15 protein-coding genes are annotated in these 16,669 nt (G+C 66.6%); 10 read left to right on the top strand and 5 right to left on the bottom strand.

The window, feature by feature from the left end; translation table 11 throughout:
* The first annotated feature begins 198 nt into the window (after positions 1–198).
* From hemP to AC1VNM_RS27430, 8 genes are all read left to right on the top strand, one after another.
* On the top strand, positions 199–423 hold the full coding sequence (hemP, locus tag AC1VNM_RS27465) for a hemin uptake protein HemP (RefSeq protein ID WP_483109025.1): 225 nt from the start codon (positions 199–201) through the stop codon (positions 421–423).
* A 176-nt stretch (positions 424–599) separates the two neighbouring features.
* Positions 600–2,807, top strand: coding sequence for a TonB-dependent hemoglobin/transferrin/lactoferrin family receptor (locus AC1VNM_RS27460; protein ID WP_483109024.1), 2,208 nt, complete (start codon positions 600–602; stop codon positions 2,805–2,807).
* Positions 2,808–2,823: 16 nt separating this feature from the next.
* Complete coding sequence (locus tag AC1VNM_RS27455; protein WP_483109023.1) at positions 2,824–3,921, top strand: hemin-degrading factor; 1,098 nt, start codon at positions 2,824–2,826, stop codon at positions 3,919–3,921.
* Positions 3,915–4,796: a heme/hemin ABC transporter substrate-binding protein gene (locus AC1VNM_RS27450; protein WP_483109022.1), complete on the top strand. Its 882-nt coding sequence runs from the start codon at positions 3,915–3,917 to the stop codon at positions 4,794–4,796. The genes AC1VNM_RS27455 and AC1VNM_RS27450 overlap by 7 nt, the downstream gene beginning before the upstream one ends.
* A gap of 58 nt (positions 4,797–4,854) precedes the next feature.
* The gene (locus AC1VNM_RS27445) at positions 4,855–5,952 is read left to right on the top strand and encodes a FecCD family ABC transporter permease (RefSeq protein WP_483109021.1); all 1,098 of its coding nucleotides are present in this window, start codon (positions 4,855–4,857) and stop codon (positions 5,950–5,952) included.
* Positions 5,952–6,740, top strand: a complete 789-nt coding sequence (locus AC1VNM_RS27440) for an ATP-binding cassette domain-containing protein (protein WP_483109020.1) — start codon at positions 5,952–5,954, stop codon at positions 6,738–6,740. The genes AC1VNM_RS27445 and AC1VNM_RS27440 overlap by 1 nt, the downstream gene beginning before the upstream one ends.
* On the top strand, positions 6,737–7,504 hold the full coding sequence (locus tag AC1VNM_RS27435) for an energy transducer TonB (protein WP_483109019.1): 768 nt from the start codon (positions 6,737–6,739) through the stop codon (positions 7,502–7,504). The genes AC1VNM_RS27440 and AC1VNM_RS27435 overlap by 4 nt, the downstream gene beginning before the upstream one ends.
* A gap of 12 nt (positions 7,505–7,516) precedes the next feature.
* Positions 7,517–9,025 (top strand): DUF2325 domain-containing protein, encoded by a 1,509-nt coding sequence (locus AC1VNM_RS27430; protein WP_483109018.1) that lies wholly within the window; start codon positions 7,517–7,519, stop codon positions 9,023–9,025.
* A gap of 93 nt (positions 9,026–9,118) precedes the next feature.
* On the opposite strand, the gene AC1VNM_RS27425 is transcribed toward AC1VNM_RS27430, so the two are convergent.
* From AC1VNM_RS27425 to AC1VNM_RS27415, 3 genes are all read right to left on the bottom strand, one after another.
* On the bottom strand, positions 9,119–9,913 hold the full coding sequence (locus AC1VNM_RS27425) for a hypothetical protein (protein WP_483109017.1): 795 nt from the start codon (positions 9,911–9,913) through the stop codon (positions 9,119–9,121).
* Between the two features lie 314 nt (positions 9,914–10,227).
* Entirely contained in the window at positions 10,228–11,538 is a 1,311-nt protein-coding gene (locus AC1VNM_RS27420) for an HD-GYP domain-containing protein (protein ID WP_483109016.1), read from the bottom strand.
* A 45-nt stretch (positions 11,539–11,583) separates the two neighbouring features.
* Entirely contained in the window at positions 11,584–13,038 is a 1,455-nt protein-coding gene (locus tag AC1VNM_RS27415; protein ID WP_483109015.1) for a sensor domain-containing diguanylate cyclase, read from the bottom strand.
* A 752-nt stretch (positions 13,039–13,790) separates the two neighbouring features.
* On the opposite strand from AC1VNM_RS27415, the gene AC1VNM_RS27410 reads away from it, so the two are divergent.
* On the top strand, positions 13,791–14,366 hold the full coding sequence (locus AC1VNM_RS27410) for a hypothetical protein (protein ID WP_483109014.1): 576 nt from the start codon (positions 13,791–13,793) through the stop codon (positions 14,364–14,366).
* Between the two features lie 217 nt (positions 14,367–14,583).
* Here the strand turns inward: AC1VNM_RS27410 and AC1VNM_RS27405 are convergent, their stop codons facing one another.
* Together AC1VNM_RS27405 and AC1VNM_RS27400 are read right to left on the bottom strand one after the other, a co-directional pair.
* Positions 14,584–15,120 carry an Imm1 family immunity protein gene (locus AC1VNM_RS27405; RefSeq protein WP_483109013.1) on the bottom strand — a complete coding sequence of 179 codons (537 nt, stop codon included), beginning with the start codon at positions 15,118–15,120 and terminating at the stop codon, positions 14,584–14,586.
* Between the two features lie 43 nt (positions 15,121–15,163).
* A complete protein-coding gene (locus tag AC1VNM_RS27400; RefSeq protein WP_483109012.1) occupies positions 15,164–15,970 on the bottom strand; it encodes an SDR family NAD(P)-dependent oxidoreductase in 807 nt (268 codons plus the stop codon).
* Between the two features lie 112 nt (positions 15,971–16,082).
* Between AC1VNM_RS27400 and AC1VNM_RS27395 the strand changes: the two genes are divergently transcribed.
* Positions 16,083–16,622: a MarR family winged helix-turn-helix transcriptional regulator gene (locus AC1VNM_RS27395; RefSeq protein ID WP_377157285.1), complete on the top strand. Its 540-nt coding sequence runs from the start codon at positions 16,083–16,085 to the stop codon at positions 16,620–16,622.
* The last annotated feature ends 47 nt before the right edge of the window (positions 16,623–16,669 follow it).

Raw genomic sequence — 16,669 nt, 5'->3', positions numbered from 1 at the left:
GATTGGGCGCATTGTCCTCATCCCTACGACGAATGGGGACAAGACCCGGCGGCCCCGCTCTGCATGCGAAGTATTCGCAGCCCGTTTCCGTCGGCGCCGCCTCTGAGGAGAGGCCGTCCGGACGCGATCCGACAAGAAAAATCCAATCGTCGCGATTCTTGGTTGCTATTGCGAATCGTTCTCATTAAGATGCGTCGCATGAATGCCCACCACCACTCCCATCTCGAAGCCCTGCAAGCCGTTGCGCTGGACAGCGCACGGGTCGCCGCAGGTTCGCCGCGCGAAGCGGTTCCGTTGGTCCAGCGCCGCCGCATCAGCAGCCAGGCGCTGATGGGCAACGACCGGGAGGTCGAGATCGAACACGCCGGCTCGCTCTACCGGCTGCGTGTGACATCGCTGGGCAAGCTCATCCTGACCAAGTGATCCGCCGGGCGGCGGCCGGCCGAGGACCGGTCCGCCGCTCGCGATCGCTGTCGCGGTTTCCCTTTCCGTTTCGCTTTCCCTTCTGAACGCCGGCCGTCCGCGAGGACCGCCCGCCGCACCAGCCCGCGTCGTGCCAGCCCGTGCGAGATCCCAAGAACTACAAGGATTTCGTCACCATGCAATTGCGCCCGACGCCCGTCGCGCTCGCCCTGTCCTTGGCTTTCCCGCTGGCATTCGCCCAGACGACGGCCGCCACGACCCCACCGAACGCCGAGAACCCCCAACAGCTCGGCGAACTGACCGTCTCCGCGACCCGCACCGAACGCTCGGTCGACGCGGTGCCCAACACGGTCACCGTCAAGAACCGCAAGCAGCTTGATCGCCGCGACGCGCGCGACCTGAAGGACCTGCTGTCCGACGAGGTCGACCTCGATGTGAAGGCGATGACACCGCGCTTCACGGCCGCGGGCGCGTCCACGGGCCGCTCGGGCAATGAAGGCATCAACATCCGCGGCCTGGAGGGCAACCGGGTGCTGATGATGGTCGACGGCATCCGCCTGCCGCAGAGCTTCGCGTTCGGCGCGTTCGCGAGCGGCCGCGCCGACTTCGTCGATCTCAACAGCCTGGCGAGCGTCGAGGTCCTGCGCGGCCCGACGTCCACCTCCTACGGCAGCGACGGCCTGGCCGGCGCGCTGAGCCTGCGCACGCTGTCGCCGGAGGACCTGCTGGTGAACGGCAAGACCTTCGCCGGCTTCGCGCGCCTGGGCGCGCTGAGCGTCGACGACTCCAAACGCGCCAGCGCCGCGGTCGCCTTCGGTGCCGGCGACTGGAGCAGCCTGGTGCAGGCGTCGGTCCAGCGCGGCCACGAGACGAAGAACGAAGGCGACAACGGCGCGGCCAACGCCACCCGCACCAAGCCCAACCCGACCGACGTCGACACCCACAGCGTGATGGCCAAGCTCGGTTATCGCGTCAACGCGAACCATCGCCTGATGGGCACGCTCGAATACCGCGAGCGCAAGATCGACACCAACGTGCTGACGGCCGTGACCGCCCCGCCGGCGACCGGCACGCTGCCGTCGACGGCCGTGCTGGCGCTGGACGCGCACGACAAGATGGACCGCACGCGGGTCTCGCTGGAGCACCGCTACGAGGACCTGAACGCGACCTGGCTGCAGCAGGCGACGACGCATGTCTACGTGCAGGACAGCGAGACGCGTCAGTTCTCCTACGAGGACCGCAACACCGCCGCGGACCGCACGCGGCTGGGCACGTACAAGGAACGCGTGATCGGCCTGAGCTCGCAGGCGCAGACGCAGCTGGCCCACCAGCGCCTGAGCTACGGCATCGACGTCAGCCGCAACACGATCGAAGGCGTGCGTGACGGCACGGTCCCGCCGGCCGGGGAGACTTTCCCGAGCAAGCCCTTCCCCGACACCAGGTACACGCTGGCCGGCGCCTTCGTGCAGGACGAGATCGAGGCGGGCGATTTCACGATCATTCCCGCGCTGCGCTTCGAGCACTACAAGCTGTCGCCGAAGCAGGACGGCTACACCGGCCAGATCGTCTCGCTGTCGGACCAGGCCGTGACGCCGCGCATCGGCCTGATCTGGCGCGCCACGCCCGCTGTCCAGCCCTACGTGAACTGGGCGCAGGGCTTCCGCGCGCCGACGCCGGACCAGGTGAACAACGGCTTCGCCAATCCGATCCAGGGCTACCAGAGCATCGGCAATCCCGACCTGAAGGCGGAACACGCCAACAGCTGGGAACTGGGCCTGCGCGGCAAGCTGCTGGAGACGCTGCGCTGGCAGCTGAGCGCCTACGACAACCGCTATCGCGACTTCATCTCGCAGGAGATGGTCGGCGGCGCCTTCACGCCCGCGAACCCGGCGATCTTCCAGTACGTCAACCTGAGCCAGGCCCGGATCAAAGGCGTCGAGGCGCGCTTCGTCTGGGACATCTCGTCGACCTTCAACGTGAACGCATCGGTGGCGAAGTCACGCGGCCACAGCATCGAGAACGGCGTCGAGACACCGCTCGACAGCGTGCAGCCGCTGCGCGGAAAGATCGGCGCGCACTACGAGTCCGGTCCGTGGGCCGTCGAGGCCAACTGGCTGCACAGCTCCGGCAAGAAGCCGTCGGACGTCAGCACGGCGACCCAGTACACGCCGAAGAAGTACGACGTGGTCGACCTCGGCGGTGCGTACCGCTTCGACAAGACCTTCTCGATCTCCGCGTACGTCACCAACCTCTTCGACAAGAAGTACTGGCGCTGGGGCGACGTGACCGGCATCAGCGCCGCCACGCCGGCGGCCCTGGCCGTGATCGACAGCTACACCGCCCCCGGCCGCGCCTTCCAGGTGACGCTGCGCGCCGATTTCTGATCAGGAGTCTTCCGCCATGCAAGCCAGCTTCACCGCCCTGCGACAGGCCTTCGCCACCGCGCGTACGGAGCGCAAGGCCCGCCACCGCGACATCGCCAGCGACCTGCGCATCTCCGAAGGCGCGCTGCTCGCCGCCCACGCCGGCCCGTTCGCCGACGACGAGTCCCCGCTGCGCGCGCGCCGTCTGCGCGCCGAGTGGCAGGACCTGATCGCCGCGCTCGAGCCGCTGGGGCCGGTGATGGCGCTGACGCGCAACGAGTCCTGCGTCCACGAGAAGGTCGGCGTCTACACCGCCGTCAGCGCGCAGGGACCGCAGCGCCAGGTCGGCTTGGTGCTGGGTGGCGCGATCGACCTGCGCATCTTCTACAGCCACTGGCGCCACGGCTTCGCCGTCGCGGAGCGGCTCTCGGACGGCGCGCTGCAGCGCAGCCTGCAGTTCTTCGATGCCGCCGGCCAGGCCATCCACAAGGTCTTCGTGAAGCCGGAGAGCGACCTCGCCGCCTATGAGGCGCTGGTCGATCGCTTCCTGGCGGAAGACCAGCAGCCCGGCTTCGAGCCCGGCGACGCGTGGCAAGACCCAGCGGAGATTGCCGACGAGCGCGTCGATGTCGCGGCCTTCCGCAGCGAGTGGGCGTCGCTGCGCGACACGCACGACTTCTTCGGCCTGCTCAAGCGGCACGGCCTGAGCCGAACGCAGGCGCTGCGGCTGGCCGAGCCGCGCTTCGCGCAGCCGCTGGCCCTGTCCAGCGCGCAGGAGCTGCTGAGCCGCGCCGCGCAGGAGAACGTGTCGATCATGGTCTTCGTCGGCAACCCCGGGATGATCCAGATCCACAGCGGCCCGGTGAACAACGTCGCGATGATGGGGCCGTGGATCAACGTGCTGGATCCGGGCTTCAACCTGCATCTGCGCGAGGACCACATCGCCTCGGCGTGGCTGGTGCGCAAGCCCACGATCGACGGGCTGGTGTGCTCGCTGGAGCTGTTCGACGCGCAGGGCCGCACGATCGCGATGCTGTTCGGCGAACGCAAGCCCGGTCAGGCCGAGCGCTGCGACTGGCGCAACCTGCTGGAGAGCCTCGTCGAAGGCGCGCCAACGGAGACCGTGCCGTGCTGAGCCGCCGCCACGTCCTGTCGCTGGCGCCGGTCGCGGCCCTGCTGTCGATCAGCGGCCGCGCGTGGGCCGCGCCGCAGCGCGTCATCGCCGTCGGTGGCGCGTTGACCGAGCTGATCTATGAGCTGGGCGCGCAAGCCGAGCTGGTCGGTGTGGACAGCACCTCGCTGTATCCGGCCGCCGCGACGAAGCTGCCCAACGTCGGCTACGCGCGCACGCTCGCCGCCGAAGGCCTGCTGTCGCTGGCGCCGACGATGGTCGTTGCGACCGAGGAAGCCGGCCCGCCCGCGGTGCTGCGCCAGCTCGAGGCCGCGAAGGTGCCGCTGCACGTGCTGCGCGCGGAGCACCGCTTCGAAGGCGTGCTCGAACGCACCCAGGCGCTCGGCGATCTGCTCGGCCGCCAGCAGCAAGCCGCCGCCTTGTCGCAGAAGCTGCGGGCCGAATGGAGCGCCAGCCGGGCGCAGGTGACGAAGCTGGCCGCCGGCCATCGCGCGCCGCGCGTGCTCTTCGTGCTGTCGAACGCGGCGAACCAGGCGCGCATCGCCGGCGCCGACACGGCGGCGGACGCGATGATCGGCTACGCCGCCGCGACCAATGCGCTCGGCGACGCCCATGGCTACAAGATGCTCTCACCGGAGGCCGCGATCGCCGCGGCGCCGGACGTGATCCTCGCGACGACGCAGGGCGTCGACGCGAGCGGCGGCATCGACGGTCTGCTGAAACTGCCAGGCCTGGCGCAGACGCCGGCCGGTCAAAACAAACGCGTGGTCGTGATGGAAACGATGGCGCTGCTCGGCTTCGGACCGCGCACGCCGAAGGCTGTCTCGACATTGGCTCAGGCCCTGCATGCGCCGGCGGGTACGGGCAAGGCGGCGTGAGCGTCCAGCGTCGGACAGAACGACGAACGGCACGGCCAACCACACGACGGACAGCACGATGAGCACGATCGGATCCGCCCTGCCCTCGCGATCTTCGCCGGTGGCCGCGACGTCGGCGCGACACGCGTGGTCGCGCCGCGCGTGGTCGCGTCCGATGTTGCTGGCGGTCGCACTGGTGCTCGCGCTCATCGTGGCGGTGCAGTTCGGCGCGGTGCCGATCGCGGCGGCGGACTGGCTCAACGGTCCGTGGAGCGACGCCCCCAAGACCGGCGGCGCGCACGTGCTGTGGCAACTGCGCTTGCCGCGCCTCGGGCTGACGCTCGCGGTCGGCGCGGCGCTCGGCCTGGCCGGCGCGCTCAGCCAGGCGCTCTTCCGCAATCCGATGGCCGAGCCCAGCCTGCTCGGCGTCACCAGCGGCGCCGCCGCGGCGGTGGCGCTCACCCTGACGGTCTTCGCCGGCCTGCACGCCGCGCTGCCCGCGGAGGCGCGACTGTGGCTGCTGCCGCTGGTCGGCTTCGGCGGCGCGCTGGCGGTGTGCTTCTCGCTGGACCGGCTCTCGCGCTGGCTGGCGCCGGGCTCGATCGCGGCGCTGCTGCTGTGCGGGCTGGCCTTGCAGGCCATGACCTTCGCGATCGTCGGCCTGTGCAGCTTCATCGCCAACGACGAGCAACTGCGCGCGATCAACTTCTGGACGCTCGGCTCGCTGGCCGGCGCCAACTGGATCATGGCCGCGGTGATGGGCGTCGCGTTGCTGGTGCTCGGCGCGGTGGCGCTTCGCATCGCACCGCGCCTGAACGCGCTCGCGCTTGGCGAGGCGGCGGCCGCCCACGTCGGCATCGATGTCGAACGGCTGCGCTGGTGGTGCATCTCCATGGTCGCCCTCCTGTCGGCGCTGGCGGTGGCCTGGTGCGGGAACATCGGATTCATCGGCCTGATGGCGCCCCACCTGGCCCGGCAACTGGTCGGCGCCGACCAGCGCCAGGTGCTGCCCAACGCGATGCTCGCGGGCGCGCTGCTGCTGGTCGTGGCGGACACCTTCGCGCGGACGCTGGCGGTGCCGGCGGAGATCCCCGTCGGCGTGTTCAGCGCGCTGATCGGCGCGCCCTGGTTCCTGGTCCTGCTGCGCGGCGCGGTCCGCCGCCTGGGGGGCGCGTGATGGCCTCGCTGCTGACCCTGCAGGACGTGCGCGTGACGCTGGGCCACGCAACGATCGGACCGGTGACGCTGCGCGTCGATCCGGGCGAGCGCATCGCGATCCTCGGCCCGAGCGGCGCCGGCAAGTCGACCCTGCTGCGACTCATCGCGCGCGAACTGCGTCCGGCATCGGGCACGCTGCATTTCGACGGACGTCCCCTCACAGCCTGGTCACCGGCCGATCTCGCGCAACGACGCGCGGTGCTGCCGCAACAACATGGCGTCGCGTTCGGCCTGCCCGTCGAGCTGGTCGTCGCCCTGGGCCGCGTCGCGCGTCAGGGCGACGGCCGCCAGGATGCGATCGTGCGCGAGGCGCTGGCGCACGCGCAGGCCGATCACCTCCTCGGTCGCCGCTTCGACACGCTGTCCGGCGGCGAGCAGGCGCGCGTGCAACTGGCACGTGTGTTCGCACAGGCCTGGGATGCGCGCGACGGATTGCTGCTGGTCGACGAACCGGTCGCGGCGCTCGATCCGGGACTGAGCGTCTCGCTGATGGCGGCGATGTCGGACTTCGCGGCGGAGCGCGGCCATGCGCTGGTCGCGGTGCTGCACGACCTCAACCTCGCGATGAATCATGTCGACCGGCTGTGGCTGATGAAGTCCGGCCGGCTGCTGGCCGACTGCGACGCGCTGCCGGCCACGCTGCCGCTGCTGGAACAGCTCTACGACACGAGACTGCGACTGCTGCGCGACCAACATGGACTCGCGATCCTGCCGATGCTCGGCGGCGCGGTGGGAGCGCGGGCATGAGTGCCACTGCCCTGCAACTGCACGGCCGAATGCCGCGCTGGAGCGGCTGGGCCATGACCGCCGTAATCCATGCGGCCCTGCTGCTGGCGCTGGCCGGCGCCTTCGCGCCGAAGCGCTCGCCCGCACCGGCGCCGATGACGATCAGCGCGCGACTGGTGCCATCGACGACGGCGCCGATCACGCCGTCGATCCCCATCGAACTGCCACGCTCGGCGCTGAGCGTTCCGCCGATACCGGACATCCCGCCACCGCCCGTGCAAATCGAGGCAACGCCGCCGATCGCTGTCGCGGCGACGCCGCTCCGATTCGATCCGCCGGCGGCCGCGACGGCGGACCAGAACCCGGCCAAGGCCCGGCCCGTCGCAGTCGTCGCGCCCGCCGTGGCCGCCGTGGTCGTGGCCACGGCGGCGGTCGTTCCGCCTGCGCCGATGCCCTTGCCCGCGCCGGCCACCGGCGATTCCCCGGTCCAGATGCCCGCCGACCACCGCGCATGCAGTGCCCAGCAGACCGCGCGCCACTATCCGGCCATGCTGCGTGACCGCGGCATCCAGGGTCAGGTCGTGCTACGCGTCAAGGTCGACGCCGACGGTCATGCCGCCGAGGTCGTCGTGGCCGGCGGCAGCGGCTGGCGGCTGCTGGACGAGGCGGCGCGCCGCGTCGCCGAATCCTGTTCCTTCATCCCGGCCCGGCGCGGCGACCAGCGACTGGTCAGCTGGGTCGAGTACCCGGTGCGCTTCGCGCTCCAGGCGTCCCCCTTGCAGTAAGGAGTCCACCCCATGTGCGACAAGCCGATCCCCACTTCGCTCCTGAGCCTGCTGGCGCGTCCCGGCGCGAGCGCTTCCGACCCGCTGGGCGATTCCCCCGTGCTGGCATCCGCCGCGGGCGCGGTGACAGGAGGTGGCGTCTTCATGCAGGAAGGCGACGCTGTTCCGGCCGCCGTGGCGGGACTGCCGCTGGCGCAGGCGCTGGCGCGCGGCGAGGCTTCGCCCTTGTCCTCCTCCTCTTCGTCCTCGTCCTCGTCCTCGTCCTCGTCGTCCGACGATATGCCGGTGCCGCGCGGTTCGCGCCGTCGGCGCCTATGGGAACTGCCGGCGCAGGCGCTGTGCCCAGTGATCGGCGTGTGCCTGCCGATGCCCGTGCTGCGCCGCAAGCTGGGCAAGCTGCTCGGCGGTCAGGCGCTGACCAACGATTACGAGATGCACTGCGGCGCGATCAACGAATGCGCGCGCCGCGGGCCGGTGTCGGAGATGCTGCAAAAGGAGCTGGACCAGCGCTTCTCGATCGCGCTGCGACAGTCCGCGCAGCACAAGACGGCGGAGTCGCTGACACGCTGGTGGAACGCCGCGCAACAGGGCAACGACGTCGGCGGCGCGCTGTGGGGCGCGCTGACGCATGCGCGGTGCGACGCGGCACTGCAGGAGCAGGTGCTGCGCGACATCCACATGCTGCAGCACCAGGTCGGCGCGGCGAACCGCGCGGACCTGCAGCGGCTCGATGAGCTGCAGGACGAGCACGCGATCCTGACGCGCGAACTGGCGCAGGCGCAGTCGCGCAGCACGCGGCTGCTCGCGGAGCGGGCCCGGGAGCTTGAGCTGTCGCAGGCCGAGTGCCTGCGCCTGCGCGGCGAGCTGCTGGCGCGCGACACGCTGGCGGCGGGACTGCGCGACGAGCTGCAGCAACTCGAAGAAAGCATCCCCGGCCTGCGCCATCGCCATGAGCAGGCGAAGCACCTGCAGACGCAACAGGACCGCATCCATCAGCTGGAGCGCGCGCTGCTGACCTCGCGCCAGCAGGCGGAACGCGAGCAGCGCCGCGCGGACGAACTGCAGCAGGCGCTGGCGTTGTCGGAGCGCCAACGGGACCAGCAGCAGGCGCAGGCATCGCTGCAAGCTGATTCACAACCGAACGCTGAAGGCACGCTGCCGTCGCTCGACGAACGCTCGGTGTTGTGCGTCGGCGGTCGGCCGGCGGTGGTGCCGATCTACCGTCAGTTGATCGAACGCACCGGCGGTCGGTTCCTCCACCACGATGGCGGCGAAGAGGACGCAGTCTCCAAGCTCGACGCGAGCTTGGCGGCGGCGGACCTCGTGATCTGCCAGACCGGCTGCATCAGCCACGACGCGTATTGGCGCGTGAAGGACCACTGCAAGCGGCACAACAAGAAGTGCGTCTACATCGAATCGCCGAGCGCCAGCGGCATGCGCCGGGCGCTGGGCTCGCTGAGCGGCGGCGACGGCGAGGTCGATATGGTCGGCAGCGCGCCCTTGCCAGCCCGCGAATCCTGAGTCCTTCCGCGGAGTCCGGCGACGGCAGCGGCCGTTTCGCATCGCCGGAAACAACAAGGCCCCGAAGACCGGGGCCTTGCTCCAGCAGCGCGTTCAGCGCACGAGATGCTCGAACACGCCTTCGACCATCGTGGCGAAGGACACATGCGCGTCACCGCACACAGTCGGCACGATCGCCAGAAAGTCCGACGCCAGCAACTTCTCGGTGAACCTGCGCCGAGTACTGGCGTCCAACATCCACTCGCGAATCTCCTGCCGGAATGTTCCGCGATCCGAGGCAAAGGGATTGCGGTAGTCATGCTCGTGCCAGAAGTCCCAATGGCTCTGCCTGACGAACTGCACGGTGGACATCGGGTCATCGCATTCCAACCAATGCGCCAACAGCGGCTGGATCGCGATTCCTCCGCCATCGAACATCAAGAGCACCTCGAAAGGATCATCCGGCAATACTCGCCCGCGCGGATCGACGACGCCGCCACGGATTGCAAGCGCAAAGTAGGCCGACGCAAAGCGCAACAGGGCCGACTGTTGCGTCACCGTCCAACTGCCGGGTGGACATCCCCCCATGCGATCCAAGGCAATCGCAAGCGAATGACGGATCTCGGCCCCCTCCGCCAACAGCTCCAACATGCGCGGCACGAAATATCCCACCTCTGCAGGGTTCTGCACCTGACTCTTTGCGGAATCGCCGTACTCAAAAAGATGCTCGACCGTCAGCCGCTTCAACGGCCACTCGTGCAACTGCTTCGCCACTTCTTCCGGCACGCAACAGACCGTGCAGACATCCAGCGGCAGGGCTGGCCTGCGGAACTCGGCGAAGGCGGCGTATGTTTCCTCCACCGCGGCGCGAAGCATGTGCAAGAGTTCGGCGTGCTCGGTGGCTGTCATTGGATCGTGCTGGGAGAAGGCATCGATTCTGCCTGCCAGCCCGGGTGCATCAGCCAGGACGCCTACTGGCGCGTGAAGGACCACTGCAAGCGGCACAACAAGAAGTGCGTCTACATCGAATCGCCGAGCGCGAGCGGCATGCGCCGGGCGCCGGGCGCTGGGCTCTGGGCTCGTTGAGTATCGAAGAGCGAGCGGAAACAGCGGCCCAGCCGCAAGATCAGCAAGGCTGAGTCATCTGCTCGGCCGGCAGTACTGAACCGGGGGATAACTGCTTCAGGCTGAAAGCGGAAGTTGGCCCCGCCCACCAGGCAACACTAGGAAGCGCCCGAACGTTCGCCCTTCAAGCGGCAAAGCAGCTCTTCCATAACAGCGCCTTCATCGGGTGGAAGAAGTCCAGCTCGGAGGAGCGATTCCCGCTCTAGTTCGCGCAGCCGCCACTCGAGCTCGCCAACGACAGTCATCAATTCGGCATGGAGCGCGAGGTCGCGATGCTCGGCCAAATCAGCGAAGAGGCCATCGGGATCATCGGTGTCCAAACCGGTGCTGGAAAAGGCAGTTTGGATACGCAGAAGTCGATTCAAACCGGCCTCAAGAACGGCGCGCAGGCCGGGGCTGGAGGCGGAGATCCGGCTTTCGATCCACGGGCGTGATTGCTGGAAGCGTCGCAGCACCGAGGCGATGCTAATCACACGCGGGATTGCCGATTCCAGCGGCACTGGGTCTACCACCGTTGGGGCGGACGAGGTGTCGGATAGGGACGCGGCGGTAATGACTTCGGTGATTTCGCGACTGAATTCTCCGGGGATGAGCTTGGTCGCCACACTGGCTCGTGTCAGCGGAGTCATGCTGCCTTCGATGAGGGCCATGAGCCATTCGGCGGCGGCCAGGATCTGGCCGTTGAGTGGCAAGGCGTCGCCTCGTACACCGCGCGGATAGCCGAACCCGTCCAATCTCTCGTGGTGATGCAGCACCGCGCTCGCGATCTCCCGACCGGCGCCCGGCATGTCGCGAAGCACTCGTTCTGCAACAACGGGATGTGACGCGATATGTCGCCATTCCTGCGGGCCTAGGGGCGCACCAGACCGAAGGTAGGAAGGGTCGATATATAGCTCTCCGACGTCGTGAAGCAGGCCCGCTAGTGCCAACATACGGTGCCGTTCCGCTTCGCCGGGCAATAGGCGACGTGCAAGGGCCAGAGCCAACATTGCTACCCCCGCCGTGTGTTTGAGCCGCTCGCCTTGGCACTCAGCGTAGACCGTCAACAGGGACTGAACGGGTACAGAGAGTTTGAGCGTCGACAGCGAACCTGGCGCGGCGGGATAGAGATCGTGGGCACATAGTGCCTTGAGTAGAGGGTGCTGACGAAGCAGAGCCTCAGCCAACGGCCCGAAGCTTTCCGGCATGACACCTTGCTGGACCTGAATGCAGCCTTCGAGCGGCTTCTGCAACTTGTGCATGAGGAGCCGCTCGCGCACCAGGTTGTCTATGTGCGCCCCCTTCGCAAGCAGCTTGATGCCATTCTGGCTAACGATGTCTTCAGCCGCCTCGACCTGCCGTGACTGGGAGACCTGAATGACATGGTCCAGGTAATGCGGATTGACGTTCGAAGTGCTAACGGAGGTCATTTGCGCTCGTGTGCTCTTTTTGCCGTGCCAAACGTGGCCCGCCTTTCAATTATTCCGCTCGGCCGACACCGTCGCACTCTGGCTCCAGGCGGCCTGCACTTGATGCCGACCTTGGGCCTTGGCGCGGTACAGCGCTTCGTCTGCATTACGGATGAGGTCCGAAGGGCTCACCTGGACGGAGCCGACCTCCATGGACGCAACGCCGACGCTGATCGTTACGCACGGTCCGATGGGGGAATCTGGATGAGGAACAGAGGCTAGGTCGATCGCTTGGACGCATCGTCTGGCAACCTTGAGAGCCTCGTCTCGCGTCGTGTGGGGTAGCAACACAGCGAACTCCTCACCCCCAAAGCGGGCCACGACGTCCGCCCCTCTCAACGAACAACTGGAAAGCACAAGTGCGACCTGCTTCAGACACTCGTCCCCCGCCACATGCCCGCATGCATCGTTCACGCGCTTGAAAAAATCAATATCAACGAGCACTAGAGCCAGCGAAAATGAGTGCCGAGCTACGCGAGAACATTCTTCTTCCAGCCTAAGGTCAAGGAGGCGCCGATTCGCCAAGCCGGTAAGAGCGTCGGTCTGCGCGAGGCGCTCTAACTCGGCGTTGGCCTCGCGCAGTGCCTTTTTGCTCTGCATGAGCTCACTGACGTCGATGCTGAACGCCAGGATGCCGCCGTTAGGCAGTCTTTGCTCGACCACACGCCGCCAATGTCCATTGGGCATGTGTCGGATCAAGGGCCCCTGCGGATCAGCGTGCTGACGTATCCGCTCCTCGATCCACTGCTGCTCTTGTCCAGCTGCTCCTGGTAGTTCGCCGCCCGACACGGCCAGCTCAAGCATCTCTTGGAACGTCTGACCTTTTTTGAATCGGTGCCCAACGCTGGGGTACAGCCGACGAAAGTCGCTGTTGCACAAGAGCATTCGGTCTTGCGCGTCATAGAGCACCACGCCGGCTTCCATGGCGTCAAACGTATCCCTGAACAGCTTCTCTGACTCGGCGAGAGCGGCGCGCTTACGGCTCAATTGAACTGCAAGACGGTGGCTGATGGCACCGATGACCATGGGATAAATGACCAGGAATGGCAGACATGCGAGCAGCGTTGCGGGAGTCGGCATGAAAGCTGGAACAGGCCTGATGAGCAACCAGCTTATTGCTGCAACCAGCGCCTGAGCTCCGAGACCGAGGCGAAGCAGTCGACTTCCACCGACTGCTAGACAGTCCATAGCCAACATGGTCACCAGCAACACGCTGGGCAGCACACTGCCGCCCATCTGTACTACCCAGAAACCGCCGAACGCTGAGTCGAGCACAAGGTTGAGACGCTCGGTGCGGTTGGACTGGATACTGCGACGGGCCAGCCAATATGCGAGGTGAGGCCACAACAGCGCGTTGCATGCGAGAAGAATCCATAGCCAAAGAGGGCGCGGCTCGCCTCCGATGGCGACGCCGACGACCACACCACCTAAGCCCAGGCCGACCGCCCGCGGCAAATACATGCGCCTCGCCAGACGTGCAGTCTCTTTGGCAAGCGGGGGGGAACGGTGGCTTGTCATGGTGAATAGGCGAGCGCAAGCGGTTGTGAAACTGCAAAAATGCTACGACCCTGGTGTCGATTTTGTCAGTTAATTCCGCACGTCTAGCGCTCTTTCGGCGGTTGAGACCCAATTTCTTGTCTGATTCGAGTTCGATTCGAACCGCAGGAGGTCGCCTGTGAGTGTGGCTGTGCGGTCGCGACCTGGAGCCCTGTCCCTGCAAATGAATGTATAGGCGTGTCGCGAGGCTGATGTTGGAGTCAACTACTGGGACGCAATGAACCGCGCTGGACTTAGGGACCCTTTACGCTGTGGTCCTTAACCGACATGCGAATGGCGAAACTCAGCAACGTGAGTCTGCGCCTTGCGCCGAGGACTGCAATAGCGGGCTAATCAGCAACTAGGCGTAGGCAATCGACTACGAGCCAACGCTCTTCGACTCCTTCTGAAGCCAGTTCCGATGGAATTCCTCGGTCGTATCCTCGCGCCGCTGCGCAGCCTACAAGCCCAGGAGGCGGGTCATGGAGCTGTGGCCTCAGGGCCGCGATGAAAGAATGCCCCGGCAGGTGGCCGATGCTTGAAAGCCCTCGCAGTGCTCGCTAAGGCTCCTGCTCAGGGAGGAAAAGCGGGGGCTACAGCAGCGCCGTGAGCCCAAATAAAGTCTACGGCTCCGCCGAGTACAGGTGCTCTTCAGCCTGATGGCGCTAGAACCGCTCATGTCCTCCATGCTGGGCGTTGCGGACGAAGGTCTGCTTCCGCTGCGTCCCAACCGCGGCTCAAGGCTGGAAGCGGGCCCTGGCGCAGTCCGGCATACTGACTGCATGCCTACCGCCGAACGCCTTGACAAGCTGGCCAAGCTAATCGCACTGTTCGATGATTTTCATCAGGCGCTTTCTGTGCTCGATGACGCAACCGCGCGAAAGCTTGTTGCGAACTGGGCCGATGTTCGGAACCGGTACGCTGGACCGTCAGGAGTACCTCGCTCAGCACTTGCCTCCGGGATGGAGCAAGGCCTTCGAGAAACACCGATGCTGATGCATTCGATGAATTCCGAAGCTCGGAAGCGGGCAAATCAGGCACTGGCATCGGCAACGATGGCGCACTATCCAGATTTCCTCGCCAAGACCGCCGGGCGGATTGCAAAGGTGAAGGCACGCGGCTCCATTCGTGGCGAGGGTGAATTCCACCTCATCCGCCACCAAGCCGACCTAATGGAAGGCATGCCGGGTCAGACCGCGGAACTTCAGCAGATTTACGCGTTGCTAGATGCCTACGAGACCCGTTCGGCTTGACGAGCCAAGCTTCATCGCGAAAAGGCCGGGAACGGACCTCCGCACATGGGCCAATGACCGGTAGGTATCGACCCTGAGCGGTCAGGTGCAAGTCCTGAGCTCGCTACGGGAAGCCTTCATAGGGAGTTGTGAACGCGCGGCCAAGGCCCCGGTGTTCCGGCAAGAGTGAGCTACGCCTGCGGCTAGCCCGCCCTACGCGACTCAACAACTCGCGAATCTAGTCTTCATGCCACTCGATCCATTCGGGCCGTGCCCCAGAGTTCTCGTAGAAGTAGGCAACAGCCTTGTAGCACTGCTCCAACTCAATGCACCAAGACAACAGATACGCGTCGACCTGCCCATTTGCTAACGTGAAGTTCGTCGAGCCTGGGCGGCCACTTGTCGATCTTGAAGAGAACCCGCTGTCGCCGGCATGCCGCAGATACATCAGCCATGCATCTTCACCATTGCGCAGCATGCATAGGGAAGGCCCTGCCGGGACGGAAGCCCAAAGCTCGAACGAGGGTGACCGATCGAAATGATCGAGGAGTCGCCCCATTTGCTCCGTGGAAAGCACGGGCTCGCGTTGACCATTGAAGTCGAAATAGATCAAAGATGCGCCACAACGTTTGAGTTCAGCTGACCAGCCTACCCGAAAGCTGCTTGGTTGAAGCGACCGCGGCAAGAAGTGCGTCCACATCGAGTCCCCGGGCGCCTGCGCCAGCGGCATGCGCCGCGCGCTGGGATCGCTGAGCGGTGCCGAGGCCGAAGACACCGCGGCGCCTCAAGCCGCGCGGGCACTCTGAGCGACCCGGTCCTCAGGCAACGCCGTAGCGCGACGCCGGCTTGCCCGTCTGCGTCGCGGCGAACAGCTGGGTGCGAGCGGCGTCGTACGCCTTCAGCAGGCCGTCGTTCTCGACGGAGGGCAGCGTGACCAGCTCGCCCTGGTCCAGCCCGCGCAGCGCTGCGTCCACGCAATCCTCGGCGCTCATGACGGTCTCCTTCGCCAGCGCCTCCAGCGGCACGCCGGAGACCTTCTCCGACCAGATCTCCGTGGCGGTCGACGCGGGCAGGACGGCCTGCACGCGGACCTTCGAATTCGAGGCGGCCAGCTCGTCCTGGATCCCGCGCGTGTAGTTCAGCACGTAGCCCTTGGTGCCGCTGTAGATGGCGCTGATCGGCAAGGCATGGAGCGCCAGCACCGAGGCCACGTTGATGATCGTGCCCGCATCGCGCTGCTTGAACAGCGGCAGGACGGCCTGCGTCAGACTGGTCAGTGCCACGATGTTCACCGCGATCTGTTCCGCGGTGCCTTCGGCGGCCGCGCCGACCGCCGAGCCCAGGCGCGCCAGGCCGGCGTTGTTCACCAGCACCTCGATGCTGGCGTCTTCACGCAGCACTGCTTCGACCTTGCGGACGTCGTCCGACTTCGCGAGGTCGGCGACCACGGTCCTGACGGTCACGCCATGCTTGCTGGCGAGGTCCTTCGACAGCGCCGCGAGGCGATCCGCCCGGCGGGCGACGATGACGAGGTCATAGCCGCGCGCGGCCAGACGATCGGCGTAGACGGCGCCGATGCCCGAGGAGGCACCGGTCACGACGGCAGTTTTCTTGGAGGAAACCATGGCGTACTTTCGACAATTCGGTTGAGTGCTCAATTAATTTCATTGAGGGCTCAAATGTACACTTGGCGCTCTGGGGTCTGTCAATGGTTTTGTGCTCAACTTTTCCCGCTGAATGAAGAACACCCGAAGCCGCGCGGCGCCGAGAAGCGAGCCGCAGGACACCGATGAACCGGGCGCATGGGTCCTGCCCGCGTGCAACAACACGTCGTTGCGCCGGGCGGCGCGACGCCTGGGAAGTCTGTATGACGCGGCCCTGGAGCCGCTCGGACTGAAGGCGACCCAGTTGGGGCTGATGGCCGAGATCGAGCGGATCAAGGCCGAGAACGAAGGCCAGGAACCGACGCTTCAGGCGCTGGCGACGAAGCTTGCCATCCAGATCTCCGCGCTGACGCATGCGCTGCGACCGCTGGTGCGTGACGGCCTCATCGAGCTCCAGGTGGACGAGCGCGACAAGCGCGCCAAACGCGCCGTGCTGACACCGGTCGGCACCGCCCAGCTGCACGCCGCGCTCGCGAGCTGGGCGGAGGTCAATCAGCGATTCGAGGCGGTGCTAGGGGTGGAGGCGGCCGCGGCCCTGCGCGCAGTGGCGGACCACGTCGCGTCCGACGAGTTCATGTCGGCGTTCGAGGCGGATCGCGAGAGCAAGAGCTAGCAAGGACTGACCCTTGCGACGGTGAACCGTCCTGTGGGATTCCGTTG

Source organism: Mitsuaria sp. MSU3D (assembly GCF_056867975.1).
The sequence above is the reverse complement of the archived record's forward strand: the minus strand, read 5'-3'. Positions and strand labels throughout refer to the sequence as shown.